Source organism: Parapedomonas caeni, assembly GCF_041060555.1.
GTDB lineage: Bacteria > Pseudomonadota > Alphaproteobacteria > Sphingomonadales > Sphingomonadaceae > CAUJIW01.
Genome location: NZ_JBEUDS010000006.1, coordinates 23,468 through 47,070 on the forward strand (window position 1 = coordinate 23,468; position 23,603 = coordinate 47,070).

The following is a 23,603-nucleotide window of genomic DNA, read 5'->3' on the forward strand; positions in this document are numbered from 1 at the left end:
GCGGTCGGCCCTGGCAGCTGTGCCGATTGACCGGGCAACTGTTTTAAGATTAAAAGAATTGCGGACGGGAGAGGCGCATGAGTGTTGACGGCAGACACGCGGTGGTGACGGGCGGCGGATCGGGCATCGGCCTAGCGATCGCCCGTGCGCTCCATGACGCCGGCGCCCGGGTGACCCTGATGGGCCGCTCGGTGGAGCGGCTGCGGGGCGTGCTCGACAGCCTGCCGGGCGCGGCGGGCATCGCGGTCGACGTCGCCGACGAGGCCAGCGTCGCCCAGGCGTTCGCCGAAGCCGAGGCGCTGGCGCCGGTCGATATTCTGGTCAACAACGCCGGGGCCGCGGTGACGGCGCCGGTCGCCAGAACCAGCCTCGACCAGTTCCGCGCCATGCTGGATGTCAACCTGCTCGGGCCGTTCCTGTGCACCCGCGCGGTGCTGCCGGCGATGACCAGGCGCGACTATGGCCGCATCATCACCGTCGCCAGCACCTCGGGGCTGAAGGGCTATGCCTATACCGGCGCCTATTGCGCCTCGAAGCATGGCGTCATCGGGCTCACCCGCACGCTGGCGCTGGAGCTGGCGCGCACCGGCGTCACCGCCAACGCGGTGTGCCCGGGCTTCACCGACACCGAACTGGTGGAGCGCTCGCTCGACAATATCGTCGCCAAGACCGGCCGCGGCCGCGACGAGGCGCTGGCCGAGCTGGTGAAGCACAACCCGCAAGCGCGGCTGATCGACCCGGCGGAAGTCGCCGCGGCGGTGTTGTACCTGTGTTCCGAACAGGCCCGCTCCATCACCGGCCAGTCGCTGGTGGTGGCCGGCGGCGAAATCATGTGATTCTTTGGGGACGCCACGATGTTTGATCCGACCAGCTTTTCGCCGACGCATTTCAAGTGGGCGTTCGCCGACGGCATTGCCACGGTGACGCTCAACCGGCCGGAGCGCAAGAACCCGCTCACCTTCGAGTCCTATGCCGAGCTGCGCGACATGTTCCGCAACCTCGTCTATGTCCGCGACGTTCATGCCGTCATCGTCACCGGCGCCGGTGGCAACTTCTGCTCCGGCGGCGACGTGCACGAGATCATCGGTCCGCTGGTCGGCATGGACATGGTGGGGCTGATCAATTTCACCCGCATGACCGGCGATCTGGTCAAGGCGATGCGTGGCTGCCCGCAGCCGATCATCGCGGCGGTCGACGGTGTGTGCGCCGGTGCCGGCGCCATCATCGCCATGGCCTCCGACATCCGGCTGGCCACGCCGGCGGCCAAGACCGCCTTCCTGTTCAACCGCGTCGGCCTGGCCGGTTGCGACATGGGCGCGTGCGCCATCCTGCCGCGCATCATCGGTCAGGGCCGCGCGTCGGAACTGCTGTTCTACGGCCGCTCGATGAGTGCCGAGGAAGGCGAGCGCTGGGGCTTTTTCAACAAGCTGGTCGCCGCCGAGGCGCTGGACGTGGAAGCGCGCGACTGGGCCGCACGGCTGGTGGCGGGGCCGACCTTCGCCAACGGCTTCACCAAGAACCAGCTGAACATGGAATGGAGCATGAGCATCGACATGGCCATCGAGGCGGAGGCCCAGGCGCAGGCGATCTGCATGCAGACCCGCGATTTCGAGCGCGCCTACCATGCCTTCGTTGCCAAGCAGAAGCCGGTGTTCGAGGGCGACTGAGATTAAAAGACGGGGAAGATCATGAGCGACAAGACGTTTCTCGACTGGCCGTTCTTCGACGACCACCACCGCACGCTGGCCGCCGAGCTGGACGCCTGGGTGGCGGCCGAGATCGCGCCGCTGGGCCACAGCGAGCACGACATCGACGGCCAGTGCAAGGTGATCCTGACCAAGCTCGCCCAGGGCGGCTGGCTCGACTACGCGGTGCCGCGCGCCTATGGCGGCAAGTTCGACGAGCTGGACGTGCGCTCGCTGTGCCTGATCCGCGAGACGCTGGGCCGTACCTCCGGGCTCGCCGACTTCGTGTTCGCCATGCAGGGTCTGGGCTCGGGCACTATCACCCTGTTCGGTTCCGACGCGATCAAGCAGGAATATCTCACCGGCGTGCGCAATGGCACCAAGACCGCCGCCTTCGCGCTCACCGAGCTGGCCTCGGGGTCGGACGTCGCCAACATGGACTCCACCGCCGAGGACCGGGGCGACCATTATGTCGTCAACGGCGCCAAGACCTACATCTCCAACGGCGGCATCGCCGACTATTACGTGCTGTTCGTGCGGACCGGCGAGGCGCCGGGAGCCAGGGGCATCTCAGCTTTCGTGGTGGATGCCGACACGCCGGGGCTGGAGATCGCCGAGCGGATCGAGGTGATCGCGCCGCATCCGCTGGCGACGCTGAAGTTCAACAACATGAAGGTCGACAAGCGCCGCCTGCTCGGCAAGGCGGGCGAGGGCTTCAAGGCCTCGATGGCGACGCTGGACATTTTCCGCTCGACGGTGGGTGCGGCCTCGCTGGGCTTTGCCCGCAGGGCGCTGGATGAGGCGATCGACCGCACCACCACCCGCCGGCTGTTCGGCGCCACGCTGGCCGACAACCTCATCACCCAGAGCAAACTCGCCGAGATGGCGCTGGATATCGACGCCAGCGCGCTGCTGATCTACCGCGCCGCCTGGACCCGTGACGTGCTGGGCCGGCGCAACACCCGCGAGGCGGCGATGGCCAAGCTGCACGCCACCGAGAGCGCGCAGCAGGTCATCGACAAGGCGGTGCAGATGTTCGGCGGCCTGGGCGTGGTCCACGGCGTGCCGGTGGAAACGCTGTACCGCGAGATCCGCGCGCTGCGCATCTACGAAGGCGCGTCGGAGGTGCAGAAAATCGTCATCGCCAAGCAGCTGCTCGCCGAGGCGGCGGCGCCCAAAGGCGCCTGAGGCGGTTGTCGCGTTACGGAAAAGTCACTGGTGCGTTGCGTGCCGGAACGTTGAAGAGGTCAAGAGTATGAGTGAGTCCACCCCTGTCGCCGCCCCGGTGTCGCCGCATCAGACGCTGCTGCCGGCCGGCTGGCCGCGGCCCAAGGGCTACGCCAACGGCATCGCCGCCTCCGGCCGGCTGGTGGTGACCGGCGGCATCGTCGGCTGGGACGAGCACGGCCGCTTCGCCGGCGCGGACATGGCCAGCCAGTTCACCAAGACGCTGGAGAACATTCTCGCCATTCTGGCGGAAGCCGGCGCCGGCCCGCAGCATGTGGTGCGGATGACCTGGTACGTCACCAGCCGTGAGGAATATCACGACAGCCTCGCCGAGATCGGCGCGGCCTACCGCCGGCTGATGGGGCGCAACTACCCGGCGATGGCGGTGGTCGAGGTCAGCGCGCTGATGGAGCTGGAAGCCAAGATCGAGATCGAAGTGACGGCCGTCGTGCCGGAGGCACGCTGAGTCCACGGCTGCCGGAGGCACGCTGAGTCCGGGGCTGCCGGAGGCACGCTGACTATAACGCTGCCGGCGGCGCGCGGACAGGGCGTGTCGGCCGGCGACAGGATGACCGGAAACGCGGCGCCTGGGTGCAGGGACAATAAGATGCCGGCAAAAGCCGGCGGGGACCGATCAGATGCCGGCAAGGGCAGCCGGATGGGGCGTCAGTCCAGATGATGGGCGGCCGAGGCCCGAACCTTGTCGATCAGCGCCATCAGCGCCTCGATTTCCGCGGTCGACAGGTCGCCGAACAGCGCGTCGATCCAGCTCTCATGATGCTTGGCCATGTCGCGGAAGGCCTGGGTGCCCTTGTCGGTCAGGCGCACCACCGAGGTCCGGCGGTCATGCTCCAGCGACGCCCGCTGCACCAGCCCTTCCTCCTCCAGCCGCTTGACGATGCCGGTGGAGTTGCCGTTGGAGACCATCAGCATCGCCGATAGCTCGCTCATGGTCAGTCCGTCGGGGTGGCGGTCGAGCGCGGACATCACATCAAATCGCGGCAGGGTTGTATCGAACTGGGTCTGGAAGCGCGACCGCAGGCTCTTCTCCAGTGTCGCCGTACAGCTCAGCAGCTTGAGCCAGACCCGCAGCGAGTTCTTGCTGTGCGGCCCGCCGCCCAGCTTCTCCACGGGGGGCGGCGCGGCTGCCAGACTCTGGGCGGATATATTGCTCAAGGTTGTGCACCTTCTCGCTCTGGTTGATCGTTCAAGTCTAAATAGATTTGCCGCCCGAATAAAGGGTCAGCGCGCCGGTTTGGTGAGGTTGCGGTACAGCCGGTTCAGCAGGTCGACCAGTTGCTGGAACTCGCCGGCGCTGAACCCGTCGATCGCCTGCTCGAACACGGGCGCGGCGATGGCGCGGGTGCGCGCCAGCATGTCGGCGCCCTGGTCGGTCAGATAGACCTCGGTGACCCGGTTATCATTGGGGCGCGGCTGGCAGCGCACCAGGCCGGCGGCTTCCATGCGCTGGATCATCCGGGTCATGGTCGAGATCGCGATGACGGCGGTCTCCGCCACCTGGCCGATGCTGCGCGGGCTCGATTCACCGAGAATCATCAGCACCCGCCAGCTCGGCAGGTCGACGCCGATGGCGCGCAGGGCGGCTTCGATGATGCCGTTGTAGCGGCCGACGGTGCGGTTGAGCAGGTAGAAGGGGTAGTAGTCGACCTGGAAATCGGACGTGCCGGGGTTGCCGCGCAGGCGGGGGTCGGTCGGCGGGCTGGAGGTATCCTGCGCCATGGTGGTCCCTTGTTGATACTTGCATTTGCAAATAATGGCGATAAGCTGTGATGGACCGCCGTTGTGGGGCGGTTGGGGGCGATAATTCAAGCGGCAAGTGCCGGGAGCGCACACAACAAGGGCGCCGGCCGGCCGCGGGGACGGGCAGGGAGACGGGCGTGGCGGAACGTTCATTCAAGGCCGAGGTCGAAACGCTGAAGATGGGCGCCGGCGAGGTGTTCCATGGCGAAGGCATTCTCGCCGTCACCAAGGCGCTGCTGCAATCGGGCGTCGCCTATATCGGCGGCTACCAGGGCTCGCCCATCTCCCACCTGATGGACGTGTTCGCCGACGCCGCCGATCTGCTGGCGGAACTCGACGTGCATTTCGAGTCGAGCGCCTCGGAAGCCGCCGCCGGCGCCATGCTGGCGGCCTCGGTCAATTACCCGCTGCGCGGCGCGGTCGCCTGGAAGTCGGTGGTCGGCACCAATGTCGCTTCCGACGCGCTGTCCAACGTCGCCTCCGGCGGCGTCACCGGTGGCGCGCTGGTGATCGTCGGCGAGGATTACGGCGAAGGCTCCTCGATCATGCAGGAGCGCACCCACGCCTTCGCCATGAAGTCGCAGATGTGGCTGATCGATCCGCGCCCCAACCTCACCACCATCGTCGACATGGTGGAGAAGGGCTTCGAGCTGTCGGAGGCCTCCAACACGCCGGTGATGCTGGAGCTGCGCATCCGCGCCTGCCACGTCCACGGCCGCTTCGTCGCCAAGGACAACCGGCGGCCGGCCTTCACCGTGCGCGACGCGCTGAACAATCCGGTGCGCGACACCAGCCGTATCGTGCTGCCGCCGGCGAACTTCCTGCATGAGGTGGAGAAGATCGAGCAGCGCTGGCCGGCGGCGATCAACTTCATCCGCGAGCACAAGCTGAACGAGCGGCTGGGTGCCAGCGATGGCCCGGTGGGCATCATCGTCCAGGGCGGCCTCTACAACACGCTCAATCGCGCGCTGGAGCTGCTCGGCCTGTCGGATGTGTTCGGCGATGCCCGGCTGCCGATCTATGTGCTCAATGTCACCTACCCGCTGATCCCGGACGAGCTGGTGGACTTCTGCGCCGGCAAGTCGGCGGTGCTGATGGTCGAGGAAGGCCAGCCGGAATTCATCGAGCATGAGCTCAACACCATCCTGCGCAAGGCAGACCTGCAGACCCGCGTCATCGGCAAGGATGTGCTGCCGCGCGCCGGCGAATATACCGGCCAGGTGGTGAGGGAGGGGCTGGCCAGGTTCCTCCAGGCCTGGGCGCCGGATCTGGTGATGCCGGAGGCGACGCCGGTCGAGACGCTGCCGGCGACGGTCGCCAAGGAAATTCCGCCGCGCCCGGCCGGCTTCTGCACCGGCTGCCCGGAGCGGCCGATCTTCACCGCCATGAAGCTGGTGCAGCGCGAGCTGGGTCAGGTGCACGTCAGCTGCGACATCGGCTGCCACCTCTTCTCGATTCTGCCGCCGTTCAACATCGGCAACACCACCATGGGCTACGGGCTCGGTCTGGCCGGTGCCTCGGCGCTGCGGCCGGACAGCGGCTCGCGCCGGGCCATCGCGGTGATGGGCGATGGCGGCTTCTGGCACAACGGCCTGACCAGCGGTATCGGCAACGCGGTGTTCAACCAGGACGACAACGTTACGGTGATCGTCGACAACGGCTATTCGGCGGCCACCGGCGGCCAGGATATTCTCTCCTCCGGCGCGGAAAACGAGATCCGCTCGACCAAGCACCCGATCGAGGCCGCCGTGCGCGGCGTCGGCGTCAACTGGGTGCGCACGCTGACGCGCACCTACAACATCGCCGCCATGCGTGACGTGCTGCGCGAGGCGCTGACCACCCGCGAGCCCGGGCCCAAGGTGATCGTCGCCCAGTCGGAATGCATGCTGAACAAGCAGCGCCGGGTGAAACCGCTGTTCAACAAGGCGGTGAAGAACGGCCAGCGGCTGGTGCGCGAACGCTTCGGCGTCGATCCCGATACCTGCACCGGCGACCACAGCTGCATCCGCCTGTCCGGCTGCCCGTCGCTGACGGTGAAGCCGAACCCCGATCCGTTGCGCCAGGACCCGGTGGCGCATGTGGAAAACAGCTGCGTCGGCTGCGGCCTGTGCGGCGAGGTCGCCCACGCGGCGGTGCTCTGCCCGTCCTTCTACCGGGCGCAACTGCTGTTCAACCCGACAGGCTGGGACCGCTTCAAGGCGCGGGTGCGCGACGTGGTGATCGGCTTCCTGCAGAACAGGGCAACACGCGCGCGTCAGGCGCGGGCATATTGAGAGGGAACCGGACCATGAGCGACACCACCGCCCTCACGCCCGCCGCCCCGTCCGCCGAGACGCCCGCCACCACACCGCGCCCGATCACCCTGGCCCTGCTGGCGCTGGGCGGTCAGGGCGGCGGCGTGCTGGCCGACTGGATCGTCGATCTGGCGACCGACAACGGCTACTTCGTGCAGTCGACCTCGGTGCCGGGCGTCGCCCAGCGCACCGGCGCCACCGTCTATTATCTCGAACTCTTCCCCGAGGCCGCCGCGCCGGAGAGCCGCGAGCCGGTGCTGGCGATGATGCCGGTGCCCGGCGACGTCGACGTGGTCATTGCCTCGGAACTGATGGAAGGCGGCCGCGCGGTGCTGCGCGGGCTGGTCAGCCCGGCGCGCACGCTGCTGATCACCTCCACCCACCGTGTCTATGCGGTGTCGGAAAAGGCGGCGATGGGCAACGGGCTCGGCAACGCCGACAAGATCATCGAGGCGGCGGCGAAAAAGGCCCGCCAGCTGGTGGCCTTCGACATGGAGGCCGCGACCGACCGCTCCGGCTCGGTGATCAGTTCGGTGATGTTCGGCGCGCTGGCCGGCAGCGGCGCCCTGCCGTTCCCGCGCGAGGCGTTCGAGCATGCGATCCGCAAGGCCGGTGTCGCGGTCGCCTCCAACCTCAAGGGGTTCGCCGCCGGCTTCACGGAAGCCCAGACGGCCTGCGTGCCGCAACCGGCGACGCCGGACGAGACGCCGGCCCAGCCGAGCAGTGCGGCAGGTCGCCGGTTGTATGATCGGGTGATGGCGGAGCTGCCGGCGCCGGCGCGCTATTTCGCGGTCGAGGGCGTGCGCAAGCTGATGGACTATCAGGATGCGGCCTATGCCGACCTCTACCTCGATCGCCTGAAGGCGGTGGCGGCGCTCGACAGCGCGGAGCAGGATTGGGCGCTGACCCGCGAGACGGCGCGCGGCCTGGCGCTGTGGATGGCCTATGAGGACACCATCCGGGTCGCCGACCTCAAGACCCGCGACAGCCGCTTCGCGCGCGTCCGTCAGGAAGTGAAGGCGGCCGCCGACCAGATCATCGACGTCACCGAGTTCATGCATCCGCGTCTGGTGGAGGTGTGCGAGACGCTGCCGGCGGCGTGGGGGCGGCGGATCCTCAATTCACCGTCGCTGGTCAACTGGCTGGAGCCCTATTTCCGCGCCGGCCGTCATGTCACCACCAGCCGCACCGGCTGGTTTGTCATGCTGTGGCTGCTCGGCCGGCTGCGCCGCTTCCGCCGCGCGACGCTGCGCTACGAGCTGGAGCAGGGGCGCATCACCGCCTGGCTCGACCTCATCGCCACCCACGCACCGCGCGATCCGGCACTGGCGCTGGAGATCGCCCGCTGCCAGCGGCTGGTGAAGGGCTACAGCGACACCCACGAACGCGGCCTGCGCAATTTCGGCCTGGTGCTGGGCGTTCTCGACCGGCTGGCCGGTCATGCTGATGCCGCCGGCATCGTTGCCCGGCTGCGCGAGGCGGCGCTGGCGGACGAGGACGGCCGGGCGCTGGCCGACGCACTGGCGACGCTGGAGCAGGCGGGCGCGCTGGCGGCGTGAGTATCGACATATTCGACCGGGTGGGTCGCGATATTATTTGAAACATCAAGTAATGGCGACTAACCTGCGGAACCGATGACCGGCGCTGTCGCCGGCGCCAGACCTTGAAGCGAGCCTGCGCCCGTTGGCGATGCATGTCCCTGTCCGGGACCATCCGCGACGGCCCGGCTCTGGAGACGGACCCGGCCATGTCGCGCGCCCAGACGATTTTCGAGACCTTCCGCCAGGCCGTCGCCGGTTTTGGCCCCCACGCTTTCATCCATATCCCGCCCGAGGCAACGGCGCGCTATGCCGAGGGGCCGGTCGACTGGACCTACACGCAAGCGGACGCGGCGGTGGCGGCACTGGCGGGGGCTTACCGCGCGGCGGGCTTCGTCGCCGGCCACCGGGTGGCGCTGGCGATGGACAACCGGGCGGATTTCTTCCTGCATGTGCTGGCGCTCAACGGGCTTGGCGCGAGCGTCGTGCCGCTCAACGCTGAAATGGCCGCCGCCGAACTGGGCTATATCCTCAAGCACTCCGATGCCGCGGCCGCAGTCTGTCTGGCGGACCATGTCGGCAAGGTGGAGGCCGCCCGCGACGCGGTGGGCCTTGCGCTGCCGGTCTGCGCCGTCGGGGCGGCTGTCGCCACGCCGGCCCGTGCACCGGCGGCGGCGCTGACCGACGACGCGCCGGCGCGCGAGGCCGCACTGCTCTACACCTCGGGCACCACCGGCAGCCCCAAGGGCTGCATTCTCTCCAACGCCTATTTCCTCGCCGCCGGCGGACTGTATGTCAGCCTCGGCGGCTACTGCGCTTTCCGCCCCGGCGTCGAGCGGCTGATCACGCCGCTGCCGGTAACGCACATGAACGCGCTGGCCTGCTCGTTCATGGCGATGATGATGGTCGGCGGCTGCGTCATCCAGCTTGACCGCTTCCACCCCTCGTCCTGGTGGCGCTCGGTGCGCGAGAGCCGGGCGACCTGCCTGCACTATCTCGGCGTCATGCCGGCGATGCTGCTGGGCGCGCCGGAAAGCCCGGAGGACGACATGAGCGGTCAGATCCGCTTCGGCTTCGGCGCCGGCGTCGACCCGCGCCACCATGTCCGCTTCGAGGATCGCTTCGGCTTCCCGCTGGTCGAGGCCTGGGCGATGACCGAAACCGGCGGTGCCGCCTGGATCACCGCCAACGTCGAGCCGCGCCATCGCGGCCAGCGCTGCTTCGGCAAGGCGCCGGCGGGGCTGGCCTGGCGCATCGTCGACGAGGCTGGCGCCGACGCGCCGGTGGGCACGCCGGGCGAGCTGCTGGTGCGCCGCGCCGAGGGCGACCCGCGCGCCGGCTTCTTCACCGCCTACTACAAGGACCCCGAGGCCACCGCGACCGCCTGGGAGGGCGGCTGGTTCCACACCGGCGACGTGGTGAAGGTGGACGACGCGGGCAGCTTCTACTTCGTTGACCGGCTGAAGAACGTGGTGCGGCGCAGCGGCGAGAACATCGCCGCGGTGGAGGTGGAGAGCATCCTGATGCAGCACCCGGCGGTGGCGGCGTGCGCGGTGGTGCCGGTGCCCGACGAAATCCGCGGCGAGGAGGTGTTCGCCTGCGTCGTGGTCAGGCCGGACCACGCGGCGGACGCGGCGACGGCGCGGGCGATCTTCGACGCGGCGATGGAAAAGCTCGTCTACTTCAAGGCGCCGGGCTATATCGCCTTTGTCGAGACCCTGCCGCAGACCGCCTCGCAGAAGCTGGCGCGCGGCGCCATCAAGAAGCTGGCGCTCGACCGGCTGGAGGCCCGCGACATGATCGATCTGTGCGCGCTGAAAAAGCGGCCGAAAACGCCGGGAGCCGGGCATTGAGCACCCCTGCTGCCGGGTTGCCGCGCGGCTATGAGGGCGTTGCCGTCGCCGTGCCGGTGACAGTGCCCTACCAGAAGACCAGCCCGCACGGGGCGGCCTGGTTCATCGGTCAGGCGCTGGCCCGGCTGATCGAGGGCGCCGGCATCGCCAAGGCGGACATCGACGGGCTGGCCGTTTCCAGTTTCACGCTGGCGCCGGATACCAGCGTCGCGCTGACCGAACAGTTCGGGATGAGCCCGCGCTGGCTGGAGTGGCTGCCCACCGGTGGCGCCAGCGGCGTGATGGCGCTGCGCCGGGCGGCACGCGCCATCCAGTGCGGCGATGCCGAAGTTATCGCCTGCATCGCCGGTGACACCAACCAGCCGGGCGCCTTCACGGCGCTGATCGAGCGGTTCAGCAACGCCTCGATGGACGCGGTCTATCCCTATGGCGGACTCGGCCCCAATGGCGTGTTCGCCATGATTACCCGCCACTATATGGAACGCTTCGGCGCCACGCGGGCGGATTTCGGCCGCCTGTGCGTCGCCCAGCGCCACAACGCCAGCAACTTCGCGCACGCCTTGCTGAAAAAGCCGCTGAACCTGGAGGATTATCTCGCCGCCCGCCCGGTCGCCGAGCCGATCCACCTGTTCGACTGCGTGATGCCGTGCGCCGGCGCCGACGCTTTTCTGGTGATGAGCGAGGACCGCGCCCGCCACCTCGGCCTGCCCTATGCAACGGTCGCCGGCGCCATCGAGCGCCACAACGCCTACGCCGACGATCCGGTCGCCTGGCGCGGCGGCTGGGCGATGGATGCCGATCAGCTCTATGCCCAGGCCGGCGTCGGCCCGGCGGATGTCGATCTCGTCGAGACCTATGACGACTATCCGGTAATTGCCTTCCTGCAGCTGGAGGACCTCGGCTTCTGCGCCAAGGGCGAGGCGGCGCGGCTGATCGCCGAGCGGCCGACCACCTGGGATGGCGGCGGCCTGCCGCACAACACCAGCGGCGGGCAGTTGTCCGCCGGTCAGGCCGGTGCCGCCGGCGGCTTCCTCGGGCTGGTGGAGGCGCTGCGCCAGCTCACCGGCCAGGCGCTGGGCAATCCGGTGGCTGGCGCACGCCGGGCGCTGGTGTCGGGTTACGGCATGGTGATCCACGACCGCTGCCTGTGCACGGCGGCGACCATTCTGGAGGCCGGCTGGCGATGAGTGAGCTTCCCCCCTTTGCCCGCTCCGGCCCCGGTGCGGCGATGAGCGAGGCGTGCGCCGATGGCCGGCTGCGCCTGCAGGTGTGCGCATCCTGTGGCGCCACCCAATATCCGCCGCGCGAGGTCTGTTCGTCTTGCCTCGGCGGTGACCTTGCCTGGCAGCCGGTAGCGACCGGCGGGCGGGTGCTGAGCTGGACGCGCGGTCATGCGTCCGCGCTGGGTTATTTCCACAGCCGCCTGCCGTGGACGGTGGGCATGGTGCAGCTCGACGCCGGACCGCGCGCGCTGGTGCACCTGCCCGCGCGGCTGTGCGCGACCGGGGCTGCGGTTGACGTCCATGCCGTGGCCGACGCCAGCGGCCGGCGCGTGCTGCTGGCCTGGACGCCGGGCGCGGCGCTGCCGGCGGATGCCCATCTCGACAGCCTGATGCAGGCCCAGACAGGACAGGAACAGCCATGACCCACGGAACCATCGTTGTCACCGGCGGCAGCACCGGCATTGGTGAAGCGATCTGCCGCGACCTGCTGGCGACCGGCCACCGGGTGGTGTCGCTGGCCCGCCGGTCGGGCGCCATCTCGCATCCGTGCTTCGAGACGGTGGAGGTCGATCTCGCCGACCGTGCGGCGACCGCCGAGGCCGCCCGCGATGTCACCGCCCGCCACCAGGTCACCGGCATCGTCCATAACGCCGGCGTCATTCGCCCGGCGCTGCTGCCCGATGTGCAGCTGGCCGACCTCGACTATCTTGCCAACCTGCATCTGGCGGCGGCGATCACGCTGGCGCAGGCGGCGCTGCCGACGATGAAGGACGCGGGCTTCGGCCGCATCGTGCTGATCGCCTCGCGCGCGGCACTCGGGCTGGCCACCCGCACCGCCTACTCGGCCACCAAGGCCGGCATGATGGGCATGACCCGCACCTGGGCATTGGAGCTGGGGCCGCTGGGCATCACCGTCAACTGCGTGGCGCCGGGCCCGATCGTCTCCGACATGTTCCACGAGATCGTGCCGGCCGACAGCCCGAAGAAGGATCAGCTGGCCAAATCCATTCCCGTCGGCCGGCTGGGTCAGCCCGACGACGTGGCGCGCGCGGTGCGCTTCTTCCTTGGCGCCGACGCCGGCTTCGTCACCGGGCAGACCTTGTTCGTCTGCGGCGGCACCAGCGTCGGTTCCCTGGCGCTGTAGGCCTCCACCAGATCGGCCTCGATCCGCCGCAGCAGCACGTTGAACTGCATCAGCTCGGCGTCCGACAGGTTGCCGGTGCCCAGCGCGAAGGCGCGCGAGGCCTGCTGGCGGATTTCCGCCAGCGCCCGGCGGCCGGCGGCGGTCATCGTCACTTCGGTCACCCGGGCATCGGTGGCGCGCGGCGCCGTCGCCACCAGCCCGTCGGCGGCCATACGCTGCACCACCTTCTGCAAGGTGGGCAGCTTCATCGCCGCCATGTCGGCGATCAGGCTGAGCGAGGCCGGATTATGCTCGGCCAGCGACATCAGCACCCGCCAGCGCGGCCGGTCCATGCCGATGGGCTTGAGCAGCCGCTCCAGCACGTCGCTGTACACCTCGGCCACCCGGTAGAGCAGGTAGAAGGGGTAGTCGGCCAGCCGGAAGGCGCTGCTGGCCGGGTCGCTGAGCGCCCGGTAGGCGGTCGACTTGCCCGATTTTGCCATCCGCTCTCCCCAATCCAATACTTGAAACTTCAAATAATAGCGCTATGCTCGACGCCACACAGTGAAAGGCCCGTCATGACCGAACCCCTCGACGTCGCCAGCTTGGTGCGCCCTGACAGCGTGCACCGTCGCCTATACACCGATCCGGCGATCTTTGATCTGGAAATGCAGCGCATCTTCGAGCGCGCCTGGATCTTTGTCGGCCATGACAGCCAGGTGCCGGAAGCGGGGGATTATTATCACACCACGATCGGCCGGCAGTCGGTGATCATGGTGCGCGGCGCCGACGGCCAGGTGCGGGTGCTGTACAACCGCTGCCCGCACAAGGGCGCGCAGCTGGTGGGCGACACCAGCGGCAACGCCCGCCACTTCCGCTGCCTCTATCACGGCTGGGTGTTCGACACCGAAGGGCGCAACAAGGTCATTCCGCTGGAAAAGGGCTATGACGGCTCGCCCATCGGCAAGGGCAAGCCGTGTGCCGACATGGACGCGGTGGCGCGGGTGGGCAATTACCGCGGCTTCGTGTTCGCCAGCCTGGCCAAGGATGGCCCGGCGCTGGAGGCGTGGCTGGGCGGCGTCGCCTCGTCGATCGACAACATGGTCGACCGCTCACCCGAGGGCGCGCTGGAAGTCACCGGCGGCGTGTTCCGCTATCTGCACGACTCCAACTGGAAATTCTTCGTCGAGAACCTCAACGACATGATGCACCCGATGGTGACGCATAATTCCTCCAGCCTGACCGCGCGCCGCGTTGCCGACAAGGCGCTGGGCAAGGATGCCAGGATGCCGTCCGCCATCGAAATCCTGTCGCCGTTCACCAACAGCTATTCCTTCTTCGACGAGATGGGCCTGCATGCCTATCCCTATGGTCACGGTTATTCCGGCGGCCAGGTGAGCATCCACTCCGCCTATTCCGGCATCCCCGCCTACGACGCGCTGATGACCGAGGCCTACGGCGAGGAGCGGATGAAGGAGATTTATTCGGTCAACCGCCACAACACGGTGGTCTATCCCAGCCTGACGCTCAAAGGCGCGATCCAGACCATCCGGGTGGTGCGGCCGATCGCGGTCGACAAGACGCTGGTGGAATCCTGGGTGCTGCGGCTGAAAGGCGCGCCGGAGGAACTGCTGCAGCGCTCGATCCTCTACTGCAACCTGATCAATTCCTCGTTCAACCTGGTGGGGCCGGACGATGCCGAGGCCTATCGCCGGCAGCAGCTCGGCCTGATGACCGAGGCCAACGACTGGGTGAGCATGCACCGCTACCTGGGGCAGGAGACGCCGGCGGATCACGGCGGCCGGACCGCCATCGGGTCGAGCGACCTTGCCTTCCGCAACCAGTACGCGGCGTGGGCGCAGTATATGAGCGCGGAGGATTGAGCGTGAACACCACCACTTTTGACGCGCCGACCCAGCACCAGCTGGAGGCTTTCCTCTACCACGAGGCCGAACTGCTCGATGCCCAGCAATGGGCGGCGTGGGACGCGCTGTTCACCGACGATGGCGTCTACTGGCTGCCGGCGGCGGTCAATCAGCCGGACGCGGTCAACCACATCTCGCACATCCACGAGAACCGGCTGCTGCGGGCGGTGCGCATCGCCCGCTTCACCAACCCGGAGGCCTACTCGTTGCAGCCGCCGCCGCGCAGCTCGCATCTGGTCTCCAACGTGATGCTGCGGGCGTGGGACGCCAGCAGCGGCGCGCTCACCGTCAGTTCGCGGTTGCTGATGCTCTATTATCGCCGCGACCAGCAGACCGTGTTCGGCGGCAAGGTCAGCCACGATCTGCTGTGGGACGGCGCGATGTTCAAGATCCGCCAGAAGCGCGTCGATCTGGTCAACTGCGACGCCATGCACGAGAGCGTCCAGCTTTACATCTGATCGTGGTGGCGCGGGGCTCGGCCCGCAAGCGCCGATGCCGCAGCCTTGTCCAATTCGTGCCCGCGTCTGATTCGTGTCCGCTTCTGATTTGCGTCCGCGCGGCGATCCTGCCGCCAAATCGGACGATTCGGCCCGGTGTCGAGGCGGATATGGCACATCATGGCCGCCAGAATGTGAAAAGTTGCGGGTAATTTCGCCGTCGCCGCGAGATATTCCTCCGCAGTAACGGATGCTTAATGGCTGGTTCGTCATACCGGACGCATCGTCATTGTCGCAGGTAGCCATGAGTACATCACGCCACGCCGATCCCGTATCGACGCCAAGGTGCGTCGGCACCGCGTCCGGTCATCGACACCCGCCGACCGGCTAGGCCGCTTCTCCTCCGAACACATTTCTCACGCTGGCGCCCGGGCAGTTCCCCGAGGCCAGACGGAGTGCTGTGCCATCGGTTTATCCGCGATCACTCGAATCCCGCTCAAGCAACAGGAGCACTATCATGCGGAAGTTTCCCGCCCTTGCCACACTGAACCGCTCGGCCTCGGTCGTTGCCCTCGCCGCCGGCCTGGCGAGCCTCGCCGGTACGGCGCAGGCCGTTCCCACTGTCTTCTTCAACGAAGACCTGGTGGCGGGCGAGACGACCTTCGTCAACGCCATTACTGCCGCCGACGCGGCCTATAATCTGGCGAACAACGACACCCAGACGTCGAATATCTTCACCTACGACATCATGAACAATACCGGTGCCAGCTTCACGGTCACCAGCGGCGCCGAGACGGTCTATGTGCGCACCAGCCAGTCGCAGAACGCCGGGTTCATGAACTCGGTCGACGGCGACGAACAGAGCGACGGCTTCACCGGCTGGGGCAACTCCCACGACGGCACCTGGGCCGGCGCGGTGGCGTTGGGTTACACCGTCGAATTCTTCGCCGACGCGGGCTACACCACGCCCTATCTGATGAATGCGGTCGGCCTCTACGTCACCAACTGGGGCACCTGCTGCACGCTGAACAATCCGACGCCTGACGGCGGCACCGTCAACGCCTCGGAAGTCTATATGCTGTTCAACGGCGGCACGCCGCTGCTGGTGGGCGGCATCAGCACCTCGATTGCGGGCGAGGAGCACTTCGTCGCGGCGATCGACGACCGCAACTCCTTCAGCTCGGTGACGCTGATCGCCAATGGTCGTGGCGAGTATTTTGGCGCCGGCGCTTACCTGACCTTCTCCACGGTGCAGCTCAACAGCGTGCCGGCGGGCCTTTCCGTGGTTACTGTCGGCGACACGACGCCGGACATCGACACCGACCAGGAAGCCTACACCACCGACGAGCTTGCCAACTCGGAGGTCAACCCGACATTCGCCGGCGGTACGCTGCTGGTGACCTCCTCGCAGGAAATCGGCAACGGCTTCACCGTGGGTGGCGCGGGCGGCACTGTCGACACGGATGGCTTTGACCTGACGCTGACCGGCGTGATCGACGGCGGCGGCCAGTTCACCAAAACCGGTGCGGGCACGCTGGTCCTCACGGGGGCCAACACCTACTCGGGCGGCACCCGCATCGAGGAAGGCGACATCGAGATCGACGATGCGTCGTCGCTGGGCAGTGGTGACATCACCTTTGCCGGCGGCACCCTGACGCTCGGCCAGGGCGCCGGCGATGGCGTGACGCTGAACCAGGGTCTGGTGGTCGAAGCGACCAACGGCACGCTCGACACCTCGGGTGGCGACGTCACCATCGGTGGCGGCCTCGGCGGCACTGGCATCCTCTCCATCGTTGGCGGCAACGACGTTGCGCTGACCAGCGTGGCGACGGGCGCCATCAACCTGACCGCTGGCACGCTGACCATTGTCACCGAAGCTGGCGGCGACGCCACCGGCCCGATCGGCCTGAGCGGCGGCACCCTGACCACCGACGGCGACTACACCTTCACCGGCGCGCTGAACGTCACCAGCGGCACGCTCGACACCTCGGGCGGCAACCTGACGCTGGGCGGTGGCCTCGGCGGCACTGGCATCCTCTCCATCGTTGGCGGCAACGACGTTGCGCTGACCAGCGTGGCGACGGGCGCCATCAACCTGACCGCTGGCACGCTGACCATTGTCACCGAAGCTGGCGGCGACGCCACCGGCCCGATCGGCCTGAGCGGCGGCACCCTGACCACCGACGGTGACTACACCTTCACCGGCGCGCTGACCTTCAACGGCGGCGCCATCGACACCGGCGCCAGCACGGTCACGCTGACCGGCGGCGCCTCCGGCCCGTCCTGCCTGCTCAAGCAGGGCAGCGGCCGCCTGGTGCTGGCAGCGGACGCCAGCAACGACATCGGCGCCTGTGTCGAGGAAGGCACGCTGTCGCAGAACGCCGTGTTCACCGGCAATGTCTGGGTCTATGAGCCAGGCACCCTGCGGGGCACCGGCCTCATCGGCGGCAACGTCGAGGTCGCCGGCAGGTTCGCGCCGGGTAATTCGCCGGGCACCATGACGGTCGATGGCGACGTCGCCATGCTGGCCAGCGGTACGCTGCAGATCGACATCGACGGCCTGGGCACCGGCACCGGCGCGGGCAATTATTCCCGCGTGCTCGCCTCCGGCACCTTCACCGCCGATGGCAGCATCGAACCGCTGCTGCGCGGCATCACCGGGGACGCCAACAACGACTTCACGCCGGAAGTGGGCGACACCTTTATCGTCGTCGCCGCCGATGGTGGCGTCGAGGGCAGCTTCGATACGCTGGTGCAGCCGGACGAGGGTCTGGCTGATGGCACCCGCTTCGACATCTTCTACAACGCCAACACCATCGTGCTGGCGATCACTCCGGAGTCCTTCGCCAATGTCGCTGGCCTGAAGGGCAACGCCGGGGCCGTCGCCACCACCATCGACGGTCTGCGCGACGATGACGCCGGCGCCAGCCTGCGTTTCAACCTCGCCGGCCTTGACACGGGCGGACTGCGCACCTCGATGCAGCAGCTGGGCGGCGAAATCCACGCCGACCTGCTGGCGGCGGGCCTGGAGGGTCGTCGTCTTGCCCGTGGCGCCGTCGGTCAGCATCTGGCCAACCTGCGTTCGGGCCGCAAGTCGGTGACGCCGATCTCGGATGCCACCCGCGAGGCGACCGGCAGCCGCAAGGCCGGCGACGCCGCCGCGATGGTGGAGAACGTCGAGCCGGGTGAAGTGCTGTGGGTGCAGGGCATCGGCCGCACCGGCCATGTCAGCGGCGACGCGATGGCGTTCGGCTACAAGTACGACGTCGCCGGCGTGGCCGCCGGTCTCGATGTCGCCCTCGGCGGCGGCTGGCGCCTGGGCGCCGGTCTGGCGGCGATCAGCGGCGACGTTGATGCCCGCTCGATGGACCTCGGCCATGGCAACGCCAAGAGCACGCAGCTCTTCGCCTACGCCAGCTGGGCGCAGTCGGGCTACTTCGTCGACGCCGTGGTCGCCTACGGTTCGGACCGCTATACCACCAGCCGTTCCGTGGTGCTGGCGGATGGCGCCGTCGCCAACGACAGCAGCGCCAAGGGTCACAGCTGGGCGGCCGACCTGTCGGCCGGTGCCCGCCTGTCGCTGGGCAGCCTGACCGTCGAGCCGACGGCCGGCCTGCGCTGGGACCGCGGCAACCGTAAGGCACTGACCGAGGGCGGTTCGGCCGTCACCGGCCTCACCTTCGACAAGGAGACGCTCACCGCGCTGCAGGGCAAGGCGGGCGTGCGCGCCCAGCATGTCTATGCGCTGAAGTCGGTGGCGATCACGGCGGAGGCGCGCGCCTTCTGGCTGCACGACTTCAACAAGGCCAACGACATGCTGACCCCGGTGCTTGCCGGCGCCAGCCTCGGCGTGGTCAGCGCCAATCCGGGGCGTGACGCGGCCAGCCTCGGCGCCGGCCTGAGCATCGACACGACGGAGAACGTGGACCTCTACGTCGACTACGATGCCCAGCTGCGCAAGGGCGAGACCGCCCATGCGGTGATCGGCGGTCTGCGCGTGCGCTTCTAAGCGTAGCGCAACCGACGCCAGCAAAAAAGACGGCGGGAACTTCGGTTCCCGCCGCTTTTTTGTGTGCGTGATGCGTGTGTGGAGCGGAGCGTGCCCGCCGGGACGTTCAGGGCAGGCGCCTCATCCCAGGCGGTCGACCAGCTTTTCCGCCCGCGCGATCAGCGCGTCCTGGTGCGGTTGCAGTTCCTGGCCACCCAGCGCCTCCAGCATCGGGCCGAACGGATCCTCGATGGCGGTTTTGATACCGGAGAGCTGTTCCACCACCGCCAGGCCGTAATAGGGCACCGTCGGCGCGTTGTAGCCGCCCTCGTGGCTCATCACCAGCCGGCCGCCGCACAGCTCGTCGGCGACCGCCATCAGCTTGGCGGTGAGTTCACGATAGCCGCGGCTGTGCATCATCTGCCGGCCCAGCGGATCGTGGCCGCCCGCATCGAAGCCCGACGGCACGAAGATCATGTCCGGCTTGTAGGCCCGCAGCGCCGGCAGCACCACGCGGTCGAAGGTGGCCTCGTAGGCGCCATAGCCCGAGCCGGGGGGCAGCGGGATGTTGATGTTGTAGCCCTCGCCGGCGCCTTCGCCGATCTGCTCCATGCCGCCGGTATCGGGCGGGAAGCAGCGGTCCTGGTGGATCGAGATGGTCAGCGCGCGCGGCTCGCGCCAGAAGGCGGCCTCGGTGCCGTTGCCGTGGTGGACGTCCCAGTCGACATAGGCGATGCGGTCCAGGCCGCGCGCATCCAGCGCGTGGCGGCCGGCGACGGCGCCGTTGCAGAAGATGCAGAAGCCCATGCCCATGTCCGGCATGGCGTGGTGGCCGGGCGGGCGCACCAGCGCGTAGCCGTTGTCCACCTGCCCGTCGATCACCGCGTCGGTCAGCGCCATCACGCCGCCGGCCGACAGCAACGCGATCTCGTAGGAGCCGACGCCCATCGGCGTGAACGGGCCGGCGTCGCCGCCGGTCTCGCTGACCTTTTTGACGTGGGCCAGATACTCCGGCGTGTGGACGCGCAGGATGTCCGCCTCGGTCGCGGGCCGGGGGTCGATGGCCACCAGCTTGCGGGTGAGGTCGGCGACGTCCATCAGGTTCTTGAACCGCCGCTTGGTCTCGGCGTTCTCCGCGTGCTCATAGGGCTGCACCGTGAGGCCGGCGGGCATCACCCCGGCATGGCGGCCGGTGTTGTGCCACATGTAAAGCTCGTGCCAGACGAAACCGGTTTTGCGCGTCATGGAAAAGACCTCGATCAGATGCCGTAGGGAAGGGTGGGGCGGCGCCCGGCCCACGGCATCGCGCGCTCCAGCTGGGCGGCGATGCCGAGCAGCCGGTCCTCGCGGCCGAAGCCGGCGCCGAACTGGATGCCGATGGGCAGGTCCTCCGTCTCGTCATGGCCCAGCGGCAGCGAGATTGCTGGCAGGCCGGTGACGTTGAACAGCGGCGTGAACGGGCTGCCCTTGAAGATCTTGGCGGTCCAGCCCAGGCCGTCCAGCCCCTCGGCGTTGGCGTCATAGACGCCATGGGCGTGCGGCAGGAACGGCATGGTCGGGCTCAGGATCAGGTCGTAGCCCGTCATCAGCCGGCCGATGGCGCGGCTGACGATGTTGAAGCTGTCCTCCGCGTGCATCACGTCGAGCCCGCTCATGGTACGACCATAGTCGACGCAGGCGAGGCTGGTGCGCTCCACGGTATCGAGCGTGGCCTTGCGGCCGGTCACCGCCTCCAGCGCCTCGACCCAGTGAGCGATGTGGACGCACCACATCTGCGCGTTGGCCAGCATGAAGGCGTCCCAGCTCAGTCCGATGTCCGGCGTCACCACCTCGACGTCATGGCCCAGCGCCTCGCACTGCGACGCGACCCTGGCCAGCGCGGCGGCGACACGCGGGTCGATGGCGTCGCCATTGGGCGCGACCTGCCACAGCGCGATCTTCAGCCGTGCCGGATCCCGGGTGATGACGTTGGCGTAGCGCTCCTCCGGCTGGGCGATCTCGTAGGGATCGCCAACGCCGGGGCCGGCCACCCAGTCGAGCGCGGCCGCCGTGTCGCGCACCGAGCGCGTCACCACATGTTCGATGCCCAGTCCGCCGAGGCCTTCCCCGGCTTCCGGGCCGATCGGCACCCGGCCCCGGGTGGGTTTCAGGCCGACCACGCCGCAGCAGCTGGCGGGAATGCGGATCGAGCCACCGCCATCGTTGGCATGGGCGATCGGCAGGATGCGCGCCGCCACGGCCGCCGCCGCGCCACCGCTGGAGCCGCCGGTGGAATAGCCCTGGCGCCACGGATTGTGCGCCGGACCATAGAGCAGGGCCTCGGTGGAGATGTTGAAGGCGAACTCGGGCACCTTGGTGCGGCCGAGGTTGATGAGCCCGGCGGTCTTGAAGCGCAGCGCCAGGTCGGTGTCGCCGGGCGCGCGCAAGCCGGCGCACAGCCGGCTGCCCATTTCCATCACCTGGCCGTCCTCGTGGGCGACCGCGTCCTTGATGGCGAACGGCACGCCCCAGAACGGCCCGTGGCTCGCGCGGTTGATGAAGTCGGCGGTCGCTCGCTCGGGGTAGAATTCGGCGAAGGCGCCGATGACGGGATTGAGTTTTTCCGCCAGCGCCAGTGCGCACTGGGCCGGCTCGGTTGGACTGACGGCGCCGCTGCGCACCAGCTCGGCGATGCCTGTCGCGTCCTGATCGAGATATTCGGCAATATGCATGACTGTCCTACTCGCTGGTTATTTCAGGACGCCGGCGACCTGATGCACCGGCTTGCCTTCGAAAAGCGTCAGCACCACCTGGGTCTCGCTGATGTCGGCGGGTGAAATCCTGAACAGATGGCGATCAAGCACGATCAGATCGGCCGACTTGCCCTTGACGATCGAGCCGGTGCGGTCGTCGAGCCGCAGGGCGCGCGCACCGTCGAGCGTGAAGATGTGCAGGGCTTGCGCCAGCGTCACCGCCTGCTCCGGCCACAAGGTGCCCGGCGTTGTCGCGGTGGGGTCGGCGCGGGTGACCATCGATTCGATTCCCGGCCACGGGCTGATGGTGGGCACCGCCGACGGCCAGTCGGAACCGGCGAGCACGGGCGCGCCGATGTCGAGCAGCGTGCGCACCGGGAAGTAATGCCGGCCGCGCTCGCCCACCGCGCCGACCACCGAATCGATGATCGGCGACGGGCTCCAGATGTAGGGCGACAGGTCGGCGACCGCGTTCAGGCTCTTGAAGCGCGGCAGGTCGGCATCCGAAATATAGCCGGCGTGGGACAGTTCATGGCGGCGGTCGGACGCGCCGTTGGCCGCGCGCGCCGCCGCGATGGCATCCAGCGCCACCCGCACCGAGCGGTCGCCGGCGGTGTGGATCTTGACCGTGAAACCGGCCTTGTCCAGCGCCACCATGTCCTGCTTCAGCACATCGGGGTCGACATGCAGCATGCCGGTATAATGCTTGGGGAAGCCCTCGGCATCGACATAGGGTTCCAGCATGGCGGCGGTGCGCGAGGCGGTCGGCACGCCGTCCATGAACACCTTGACGAAATTGGTGTGGACGTGCGGCGCGGCGTAGGTGTCGCGCAACTTGACGAACGTCGCCACGTCGAGCGGCGTGGTGCGGTGTTCGTAGGGCGTCAGCAGCGCGGTGGCGGCATGGACCGTGAGCTGGCCCTTGTTGTCCACCCGCTGGAAGGCCGCCAGCACCGGCTCCGACACCATGGCGTCCTTGAAGCCGGTGACGCCGTAGCCGTTGGCAAGCCGTGCGGCCTCGCGCACGGCGGCGTCGAGCTGCTCCGGCGGGCGCGGCGGGATGACTTTTTCCACCAGCGGATTGGCGGCCTCCAGCAGCACCCCGTTGGGGCTGCCATCGGCCAGGCGTACAATGGTGCCGCTGGCCGGGTCCGGCGTCTGGGCGGTGATGCCCGCCAGTTCCAGCGCCCGGCTGTTCACCCAGCCGTTATGGCCGGAATCGTCGGACAGATAGACGGCCTTGTTGCCCGATACCTTGTCGAGGAAGGCGCGTGGCGAGTCGATCTTGAAGCGGTCGAAGAAGCCGCTGTCCCACTGGCCGCCGATGATCCACTCGGCCCGCGGGTTGTCGGCGACACACTTGGCGATGGTGGCGGCGATATCGTCCGGCGTCGCCGTGAACGGGAAATTGCAGCTGTAGAGCTGGCCCACCGCGCCTTGCACCGGGTGGGCGTGGGCATCGTTGATGCCGGGCATCGCCATGCGGCCGCCCAGATCGATGACGCGGGTATTCTTGTCGGCCAGCCTGGCGACTTCGGCACTGCTGCCGAGCGCCACATAGTGGCCGTTTTCGATCGCCACCGCCTCGACCCAGGGCTTTGCCGGGTCGAGCGTATAGATGGCGCCATTGGTGAGGATGAGATCCGGCGCGGCGGCAGCACCTGTCGTCATGGCCAGGGTTCCGGCCAGCGCGCCAAGGCTGGCGGCGGCGGTCAGGCGGTAACGGGCAAGGCGCGCGCGATCTCGAATCATCACGAAATTCCTGTGTCGGTAGCCGGAAGAAAAGGAGAAGAATGCGGGGCTCCCTCCGTGGAGGG

At 68.2% G+C, this 23,603-nt stretch carries 19 protein-coding genes; 13 read left to right on the top strand and 6 right to left on the bottom strand.

Annotated elements, in window-relative coordinates:
* Positions 1 to 77 precede the first annotated feature (77 nt).
* From ABU113_RS05950 to ABU113_RS05965, 4 genes are all read left to right on the top strand, one after another.
* Positions 78 to 836: an SDR family NAD(P)-dependent oxidoreductase gene (locus ABU113_RS05950; protein ID WP_454558579.1), complete on the top strand. Its 759-nt coding sequence runs from the start codon at positions 78 to 80 to the stop codon at positions 834 to 836.
* Between the two features lie 18 nt (positions 837 to 854).
* Positions 855 to 1,667 (top strand): enoyl-CoA hydratase family protein, encoded by an 813-nt coding sequence (locus tag ABU113_RS05955; protein ID WP_454558580.1) that lies wholly within the window; start codon positions 855 to 857, stop codon positions 1,665 to 1,667.
* Between the two features lie 21 nt (positions 1,668 to 1,688).
* Positions 1,689 to 2,873 (top strand): acyl-CoA dehydrogenase family protein, encoded by a 1,185-nt coding sequence (locus ABU113_RS05960; RefSeq protein ID WP_454558581.1) that lies wholly within the window; start codon positions 1,689 to 1,691, stop codon positions 2,871 to 2,873.
* A 67-nt stretch (positions 2,874 to 2,940) separates the two neighbouring features.
* Positions 2,941 to 3,378, top strand: coding sequence for a RidA family protein (locus tag ABU113_RS05965; RefSeq protein WP_454558582.1), 438 nt, complete (start codon positions 2,941 to 2,943; stop codon positions 3,376 to 3,378).
* A gap of 200 nt (positions 3,379 to 3,578) precedes the next feature.
* On the opposite strand, the gene ABU113_RS05970 is transcribed toward ABU113_RS05965, so the two are convergent.
* Positions 3,579 to 4,088, bottom strand: coding sequence for a MarR family winged helix-turn-helix transcriptional regulator (locus ABU113_RS05970; RefSeq protein WP_454558583.1), 510 nt, complete (start codon positions 4,086 to 4,088; stop codon positions 3,579 to 3,581).
* A 66-nt stretch (positions 4,089 to 4,154) separates the two neighbouring features.
* The gene (locus ABU113_RS05975; RefSeq protein ID WP_454558584.1) at positions 4,155 to 4,652 is read right to left on the bottom strand and encodes a MarR family winged helix-turn-helix transcriptional regulator; all 498 of its coding nucleotides are present in this window, start codon (positions 4,650 to 4,652) and stop codon (positions 4,155 to 4,157) included.
* Positions 4,653 to 4,810: 158 nt separating this feature from the next.
* Here ABU113_RS05975 and ABU113_RS05980 point away from each other — a divergent pair, with 158 nt between their 5' ends.
* The 6 genes from ABU113_RS05980 (at position 4,811) to ABU113_RS06005 (ending at position 12,725) form a co-directional block, all read left to right on the top strand.
* Positions 4,811 to 6,946, top strand: a complete 2,136-nt coding sequence (locus ABU113_RS05980) for a thiamine pyrophosphate-dependent enzyme (protein ID WP_454558585.1) — start codon at positions 4,811 to 4,813, stop codon at positions 6,944 to 6,946.
* A 14-nt stretch (positions 6,947 to 6,960) separates the two neighbouring features.
* Positions 6,961 to 8,526 carry an indolepyruvate oxidoreductase subunit beta family protein gene (locus ABU113_RS05985; RefSeq protein WP_454558586.1) on the top strand — a complete coding sequence of 522 codons (1,566 nt, stop codon included), beginning with the start codon at positions 6,961 to 6,963 and terminating at the stop codon, positions 8,524 to 8,526.
* 134 nt (positions 8,527 to 8,660) lie between these two features.
* Entirely contained in the window at positions 8,661 to 10,358 is a 1,698-nt protein-coding gene (locus tag ABU113_RS05990; protein ID WP_454558587.1) for an AMP-binding protein, read from the top strand.
* Positions 10,355 to 11,545 carry a thiolase family protein gene (locus tag ABU113_RS05995; RefSeq protein WP_454558588.1) on the top strand — a complete coding sequence of 397 codons (1,191 nt, stop codon included), beginning with the start codon at positions 10,355 to 10,357 and terminating at the stop codon, positions 11,543 to 11,545. The genes ABU113_RS05990 and ABU113_RS05995 overlap by 4 nt, the downstream gene beginning before the upstream one ends.
* Positions 11,542 to 12,003, top strand: coding sequence for a Zn-ribbon domain-containing OB-fold protein (locus ABU113_RS06000; RefSeq protein ID WP_454558589.1), 462 nt, complete (start codon positions 11,542 to 11,544; stop codon positions 12,001 to 12,003). Before ABU113_RS05995 ends, ABU113_RS06000 begins: the two co-directional genes overlap by 4 nt.
* Positions 12,000 to 12,725, top strand: a complete 726-nt coding sequence (locus ABU113_RS06005; RefSeq protein ID WP_454558590.1) for an SDR family oxidoreductase — start codon at positions 12,000 to 12,002, stop codon at positions 12,723 to 12,725. The genes ABU113_RS06000 and ABU113_RS06005 overlap by 4 nt, the downstream gene beginning before the upstream one ends.
* Here the strand turns inward: ABU113_RS06005 and ABU113_RS06010 are convergent.
* The gene (locus tag ABU113_RS06010; RefSeq protein ID WP_454558591.1) at positions 12,608 to 13,207 is read right to left on the bottom strand and encodes a MarR family winged helix-turn-helix transcriptional regulator; all 600 of its coding nucleotides are present in this window, start codon (positions 13,205 to 13,207) and stop codon (positions 12,608 to 12,610) included. The genes ABU113_RS06005 and ABU113_RS06010 overlap by 118 nt on opposite strands.
* A 75-nt stretch (positions 13,208 to 13,282) precedes the next feature.
* On the opposite strand from ABU113_RS06010, the gene ABU113_RS06015 reads away from it, so the two are divergent.
* The 3 genes from ABU113_RS06015 (at position 13,283) to ABU113_RS06025 (ending at position 19,075) form a co-directional block, all read left to right on the top strand.
* Complete coding sequence (locus ABU113_RS06015; RefSeq protein ID WP_454558592.1) at positions 13,283 to 14,587, top strand: aromatic ring-hydroxylating dioxygenase subunit alpha; 1,305 nt, start codon at positions 13,283 to 13,285, stop codon at positions 14,585 to 14,587.
* Positions 14,588 to 14,589: 2 nt separating this feature from the next.
* Positions 14,590 to 15,087, top strand: coding sequence for an aromatic-ring-hydroxylating dioxygenase subunit beta (locus tag ABU113_RS06020; RefSeq protein WP_454558593.1), 498 nt, complete (start codon positions 14,590 to 14,592; stop codon positions 15,085 to 15,087).
* A gap of 496 nt (positions 15,088 to 15,583) precedes the next feature.
* The gene (locus tag ABU113_RS06025; protein ID WP_454558594.1) at positions 15,584 to 19,075 is read left to right on the top strand and encodes an autotransporter domain-containing protein; all 3,492 of its coding nucleotides are present in this window, start codon (positions 15,584 to 15,586) and stop codon (positions 19,073 to 19,075) included.
* A gap of 120 nt (positions 19,076 to 19,195) precedes the next feature.
* On the opposite strand, the gene ABU113_RS06030 is transcribed toward ABU113_RS06025, so the two are convergent.
* Genes ABU113_RS06030 through ABU113_RS06040 form a run of 3 tightly spaced genes read right to left on the bottom strand, consistent with a single transcriptional unit; the run spans position 19,196 to position 23,538 of the window.
* Positions 19,196 to 20,299 carry a class II histone deacetylase gene (locus ABU113_RS06030; protein WP_454558595.1) on the bottom strand — a complete coding sequence of 368 codons (1,104 nt, stop codon included), beginning with the start codon at positions 20,297 to 20,299 and terminating at the stop codon, positions 19,196 to 19,198.
* 14 nt (positions 20,300 to 20,313) lie between these two features.
* Positions 20,314 to 21,765, bottom strand: coding sequence for an amidase (locus ABU113_RS06035; protein ID WP_454558596.1), 1,452 nt, complete (start codon positions 21,763 to 21,765; stop codon positions 20,314 to 20,316).
* An 18-nt stretch (positions 21,766 to 21,783) separates the two neighbouring features.
* The gene (locus tag ABU113_RS06040; RefSeq protein WP_454558597.1) at positions 21,784 to 23,538 is read right to left on the bottom strand and encodes an amidohydrolase; all 1,755 of its coding nucleotides are present in this window, start codon (positions 23,536 to 23,538) and stop codon (positions 21,784 to 21,786) included.
* Positions 23,539 to 23,603 lie beyond the last annotated feature (65 nt).

Excerpts from the sequence above, each read along its gene's own strand:
- ABU113_RS05950 (WP_454558579.1), top strand. The coding sequence starts at position 78 with ATGAGTGTTGACGGCAGACACGCGGTGGTGACGGGCGGCGGATCGGGC.
- ABU113_RS05955 (WP_454558580.1), top strand. The coding sequence starts at position 855 with ATGTTTGATCCGACCAGCTTTTCGCCGACGCATTTCAAGTGGGCGTTC.
- ABU113_RS05960 (WP_454558581.1), top strand. The coding sequence starts at position 1,689 with ATGAGCGACAAGACGTTTCTCGACTGGCCGTTCTTCGACGACCACCAC.
- ABU113_RS05965 (WP_454558582.1), top strand. The coding sequence starts at position 2,941 with ATGAGTGAGTCCACCCCTGTCGCCGCCCCGGTGTCGCCGCATCAGACG.
- ABU113_RS05975 (WP_454558584.1), bottom strand. The coding sequence starts at position 4,652 with ATGGCGCAGGATACCTCCAGCCCGCCGACCGACCCCCGCCTGCGCGGC.
- ABU113_RS05985 (WP_454558586.1), top strand. The coding sequence starts at position 6,961 with ATGAGCGACACCACCGCCCTCACGCCCGCCGCCCCGTCCGCCGAGACG.
- ABU113_RS05990 (WP_454558587.1), top strand. The coding sequence starts at position 8,661 with ATGTCCCTGTCCGGGACCATCCGCGACGGCCCGGCTCTGGAGACGGAC.
- ABU113_RS06000 (WP_454558589.1), top strand. The coding sequence starts at position 11,542 with ATGAGTGAGCTTCCCCCCTTTGCCCGCTCCGGCCCCGGTGCGGCGATG.
- ABU113_RS06005 (WP_454558590.1), top strand. The coding sequence starts at position 12,000 with ATGACCCACGGAACCATCGTTGTCACCGGCGGCAGCACCGGCATTGGT.
- ABU113_RS06010 (WP_454558591.1), bottom strand. The coding sequence starts at position 13,207 with ATGGCAAAATCGGGCAAGTCGACCGCCTACCGGGCGCTCAGCGACCCG.
- ABU113_RS06015 (WP_454558592.1), top strand. The coding sequence starts at position 13,283 with ATGACCGAACCCCTCGACGTCGCCAGCTTGGTGCGCCCTGACAGCGTG.
- ABU113_RS06025 (WP_454558594.1), top strand. The coding sequence starts at position 15,584 with ATGCGGAAGTTTCCCGCCCTTGCCACACTGAACCGCTCGGCCTCGGTC.
- ABU113_RS06030 (WP_454558595.1), bottom strand. The coding sequence starts at position 20,299 with ATGACGCGCAAAACCGGTTTCGTCTGGCACGAGCTTTACATGTGGCAC.
- ABU113_RS06035 (WP_454558596.1), bottom strand. The coding sequence starts at position 21,765 with ATGCATATTGCCGAATATCTCGATCAGGACGCGACAGGCATCGCCGAG.
- ABU113_RS06040 (WP_454558597.1), bottom strand. The coding sequence starts at position 23,538 with ATGATTCGAGATCGCGCGCGCCTTGCCCGTTACCGCCTGACCGCCGCC.